This is a genomic window from Aquipseudomonas ullengensis, from assembly GCF_014174475.1.
GTDB lineage: Bacteria > Pseudomonadota > Gammaproteobacteria > Pseudomonadales > Pseudomonadaceae > Aquipseudomonas > Aquipseudomonas ullengensis.
Window position 1 is genome coordinate 1 of the sequence record NZ_JACJUD010000011.1, and the last position, 5,250, is coordinate 5,250.

The 5,250-nt window shown below is 51.6% G+C and carries 2 tRNA genes and 3 rRNA genes; all 5 read left to right on the forward strand.

Annotated elements, in window-relative coordinates:
- Positions 1 to 89: 89 nt before the first annotated feature.
- A 16S ribosomal RNA gene (locus tag H3H51_RS21070) occupies positions 90 to 1,626 on the forward strand.
- 93 nt (positions 1,627 to 1,719) lie between these two features.
- Positions 1,720 to 1,796, forward strand: a tRNA-Ile gene (locus H3H51_RS21075).
- A 31-nt stretch (positions 1,797 to 1,827) separates the two neighbouring features.
- A tRNA-Ala gene (locus H3H51_RS21080) sits at positions 1,828 to 1,903 on the forward strand.
- A 247-nt stretch (positions 1,904 to 2,150) separates the two neighbouring features.
- Positions 2,151 to 5,043: ribosomal RNA gene (locus H3H51_RS21085) — 23S ribosomal RNA — on the forward strand.
- Positions 5,044 to 5,190: 147 nt separating this feature from the next.
- Positions 5,191 to 5,250 (forward strand): 5S ribosomal RNA (rrf, locus tag H3H51_RS21090); the annotation flags it as partial.

A 5,250-nucleotide genomic window follows, 5' to 3' on the forward strand; every position in this document is an offset into this window, starting at 1 on the left:
TCGTTAATTCGAGAGTTAACTCTTTAGTAATAGAGAGATTTGCGATTGCTGAGCCAAGTTTAGGGTTTTCTCAAAACCCAAGCAGTATTGAACTGAAGAGTTTGATCATGGCTCAGATTGAACGCTGGCGGCAGGCCTAACACATGCAAGTCGAGCGGTAGAGAGGTGCTTGCACCTCTTGAGAGCGGCGGACGGGTGAGTAATGCCTAGGAATCTGCCTAGTGGTGGGGGATAACGTTCGGAAACGGACGCTAATACCGCATACGTCCTACGGGAGAAAGCGGGGGATCTTCGGACCTCGCGCCATTAGATGAGCCTAGGTCGGATTAGCTAGTTGGTGAGGTAAAGGCTCACCAAGGCGACGATCCGTAACTGGTCTGAGAGGATGATCAGTCACACTGGAACTGAGACACGGTCCAGACTCCTACGGGAGGCAGCAGTGGGGAATATTGGACAATGGGCGAAAGCCTGATCCAGCCATGCCGCGTGTGTGAAGAAGGTCTTCGGATTGTAAAGCACTTTAAGTTGGGAGGAAGGGCATTAACCTAATACGTTGGTGTCTTGACGTTACCGACAGAATAAGCACCGGCTAACTTCGTGCCAGCAGCCGCGGTAATACGAAGGGTGCAAGCGTTAATCGGAATTACTGGGCGTAAAGCGCGCGTAGGTGGTTCAGCAAGTTGAAGGTGAAATCCCCGGGCTCAACCTGGGAACTGCCTCCAAAACTACTGAGCTAGAGTACGGTAGAGGGTAGTGGAATTTCCTGTGTAGCGGTGAAATGCGTAGATATAGGAAGGAACACCAGTGGCGAAGGCGACTACCTGGACTGATACTGACACTGAGGTGCGAAAGCGTGGGGAGCAAACAGGATTAGATACCCTGGTAGTCCACGCCGTAAACGATGTCGACTAGCCGTTGGGATCCTTGAGATCTTAGTGGCGCAGCTAACGCATTAAGTCGACCGCCTGGGGAGTACGGCCGCAAGGTTAAAACTCAAATGAATTGACGGGGGCCCGCACAAGCGGTGGAGCATGTGGTTTAATTCGAAGCAACGCGAAGAACCTTACCTGGCCTTGACATGCTGAGAACTTTCTAGAGATAGATTGGTGCCTTCGGGAACTCAGACACAGGTGCTGCATGGCTGTCGTCAGCTCGTGTCGTGAGATGTTGGGTTAAGTCCCGTAACGAGCGCAACCCTTGTCCTTAGTTACCAGCACGTTATGGTGGGCACTCTAAGGAGACTGCCGGTGACAAACCGGAGGAAGGTGGGGATGACGTCAAGTCATCATGGCCCTTACGGCCAGGGCTACACACGTGCTACAATGGTCGGTACAAAGGGTTGCCAAGCCGCGAGGTGGAGCTAATCCCATAAAACCGATCGTAGTCCGGATCGCAGTCTGCAACTCGACTGCGTGAAGTCGGAATCGCTAGTAATCGTGAATCAGAATGTCACGGTGAATACGTTCCCGGGCCTTGTACACACCGCCCGTCACACCATGGGAGTGGGTTGCTCCAGAAGTAGCTAGTCTAACCGCAAGGGGGACGGTTACCACGGAGTGATTCATGACTGGGGTGAAGTCGTAACAAGGTAGCCGTAGGGGAACCTGCGGCTGGATCACCTCCTTAATCGACGACATCAGCTTCTTCATAAGCTCCCACACGAATTGCTTGATTCACTTGCGAAAAGCGATTGGGTTATTGCCCGAGAGTTAGACGATTGGGTCTGTAGCTCAGTTGGTTAGAGCGCACCCCTGATAAGGGTGAGGTCGGCAGTTCGAATCTGCCCAGACCCACCAATTGTCAAGGGATGTGGCCAAGTCCGTAGATGGGGCCATAGCTCAGCTGGGAGAGCGCCTGCCTTGCACGCAGGAGGTCAGGAGTTCGATCCTCCTTGGCTCCACCATTAACTCGATAATCGCTGAAAGCTCAGAACTGAGCATCTGCCACAAAGTGGCTGAGATGTTGAGTTCTGGTCTTTGCGCCAGAACTGTTCTTTAAAAATTTGGGTATGTGATAGAAGTAGACCGATTTATTACTTTCACTGGTAATGAGTCGAGTCAAGGTAAAATTTGCGTGTTCTCTATATTGCAAATTTTCGGCGAATGTCGTCTTCACGTTTGAGACAGTAACCAGATTGCTTGGGGTTATATGGTCAAGTGAAGAAGCGCATACGGTGGATGCCTTGGCAGTCAGAGGCGATGAAAGACGTGGTAGCCTGCGAAAAGCTTCGGGGAGTCGGCAAACAGACTTTGATCCGGAGATCTCTGAATGGGGGAACCCAGCCATCATAAGATGGTTATCTTGTACTGAATACATAGGTGCAAGAGGCGAACCAGGGGAACTGAAACATCTAAGTACCCTGAGGAAAAGAAATCAACCGAGATTCCCTTAGTAGTGGCGAGCGAACGGGGATTAGCCCTTAAGTTGATTTGAGATTAGCGGAACGCTCTGGAAAGTGCGGCCATAGTGGGTGATAGCCCTGTACGCGAAAATCTCTTATCAATGAAATCGAGTAGGACGGAGCACGAGAAACTTTGTCTGAATATGGGGGGACCATCCTCCAAGGCTAAATACTACTGACTGACCGATAGTGAACTAGTACCGTGAGGGAAAGGCGAAAAGAACCCCGGAGAGGGGAGTGAAATAGATCCTGAAACCGTATGCGTACAAGCAGTGGGAGCCTACTTTGTTGGGTGACTGCGTACCTTTTGTATAATGGGTCAGCGACTTATATTCAGTGGCGAGCTTAACCGAATAGGGGAGGCGTAGCGAAAGCGAGTCTTAATAGGGCGCTTTAGTCGCTGGGTATAGACCCGAAACCGGGCGATCTATCCATGGGCAGGTTGAAGGTTAGGTAACACTGACTGGAGGACCGAACCGACTACCGTTGAAAAGTTAGCGGATGACCTGTGGATCGGAGTGAAAGGCTAATCAAGCTCGGAGATAGCTGGTTCTCCTCGAAAGCTATTTAGGTAGCGCCTCATGTATCACTGTAGGGGGTAGAGCACTGTTTCGGCTAGGGGGTCATCCCGACTTACCAAACCGATGCAAACTCCGAATACCTACAAGTGCCGAGCATGGGAGACACACGGCGGGTGCTAACGTCCGTCGTGAAAAGGGAAACAACCCAGACCGTCAGCTAAGGTCCCAAAGTTATGGTTAAGTGGGAAACGATGTGGGAAGGCTTAGACAGCTAGGAGGTTGGCTTAGAAGCAGCCACCCTTTAAAGAAAGCGTAATAGCTCACTAGTCGAGTCGGCCTGCGCGGAAGATGTAACGGGGCTCAAACCATACACCGAAGCTACGGGTATCACTTAGGTGATGCGGTAGAGGAGCGTTCTGTAAGCCTGTGAAGGTCAGTTGAGAAGCTGGCTGGAGGTATCAGAAGTGCGAATGCTGACATGAGTAACGACAATGCGAGTGAAAAACTCGCACGCCGAAAGACCAAGGTTTCCTGCGCAACGTTAATCGACGCAGGGTTAGTCGGTCCCTAAGGCGAGGCAGAAATGCGTAGTCGATGGGAAACAGGTTAATATTCCTGTACTTCTAGTTACTGCGATGGAGGGACGGAGAAGGCTAGGCCAGCTTGGCGTTGGTTGTCCAAGTTTAAGGTGGTAGGCAGAGTGCTTAGGTAAATCCGGGCGCTTAATGCTGAGAACTGATGACGAGCGCTCTTTTAGAGCGTGAAGTGGTTGATGCCATGCTTCCAGGAAAAGCTTCTAAGCTTCAGGTAACTAGGAACCGTACCCCAAACCGACACAGGTGGTTGGGTAGAGAATACCAAGGCGCTTGAGAGAACTCGGGTGAAGGAACTAGGCAAAATGGCACCGTAACTTCGGGAGAAGGTGCGCCGGTGAGGGTGAAGGACTTGCTCCGTAAGCTCATGCCGGTCGAAGATACCAGGCCGCTGCGACTGTTTATTAAAAACACAGCACTCTGCAAACACGAAAGTGGACGTATAGGGTGTGACGCCTGCCCGGTGCCGGAAGGTTAATTGATGGGGTTAGCGCAAGCGAAGCTCTTGATCGAAGCCCCGGTAAACGGCGGCCGTAACTATAACGGTCCTAAGGTAGCGAAATTCCTTGTCGGGTAAGTTCCGACCTGCACGAATGGCGTAACGATGGCGGCGCTGTCTCCACCCGAGACTCAGTGAAATTGAAATCGCTGTGAAGATGCAGTGTATCCGCGGCTAGACGGAAAGACCCCGTGAACCTTTACTATAGCTTTGCACTGGACTTTGAATTTGCTTGTGTAGGATAGGTGGGAGGCTTTGAAGCGAGGACGCCAGTTCTTGTGGAGCCAATCTTGAAATACCACCCTGGCAACTTTGAGGTTCTAACTCTGGTCCGTTATCCGGATCGAGGACAGTGTATGGTGGGTAGTTTGACTGGGGCGGTCTCCTCCTAAAGAGTAACGGAGGAGTACGAAGGTGCGCTCAGACCGGTCGGAAATCGGTCGTAGAGTATAAAGGCAAAAGCGCGCTTGACTGCGAGACAGACACGTCGAGCAGGTACGAAAGTAGGTCTTAGTGATCCGGTGGTTCTGTATGGAAGGGCCATCGCTCAACGGATAAAAGGTACTCCGGGGATAACAGGCTGATACCGCCCAAGAGTTCATATCGACGGCGGTGTTTGGCACCTCGATGTCGGCTCATCACATCCTGGGGCTGAAGCCGGTCCCAAGGGTATGGCTGTTCGCCATTTAAAGTGGTACGCGAGCTGGGTTTAGAACGTCGTGAGACAGTTCGGTCCCTATCTGCCGTGGACGTTTGAGATTTGAGAGGGGCTGACCTTAGTACGAGAGGACCGGGTTGGACGAACCTCTGGTGTTCCGGTTGTCACGCCAGTGGCATTGCCGGGTAGCTACGTTCGGAAAAGATAACCGCTGAAAGCATCTAAGCGGGAAACTTGCCTCAAGATGAGATCTCACTGGAGCCTTGAGCTCCCTAAAGGGCCGTCGAAGACTACGACGTTGATAGGTTGGGTGTGTAAGCGCTGTGAGGCGTTGAGCTAACCAATACTAATTGCCCGTGAGGCTTGACCATATAACACCCAAACAATTTGCTGTTTGTGTGTCTCGACAGAAGTCGACAAAGACCGAAAGTTTGCAAGACCACGCACAAGTTACCGTGCACCGATATCACATACCCAATTAGCTGTTGCGACTAAACACCGAAACAGCAAACGAATTGCTTGACGACCATAGAGCGTTGGAACCACCTGATCCCATCCCGAACTCAGTAGTGAAACGA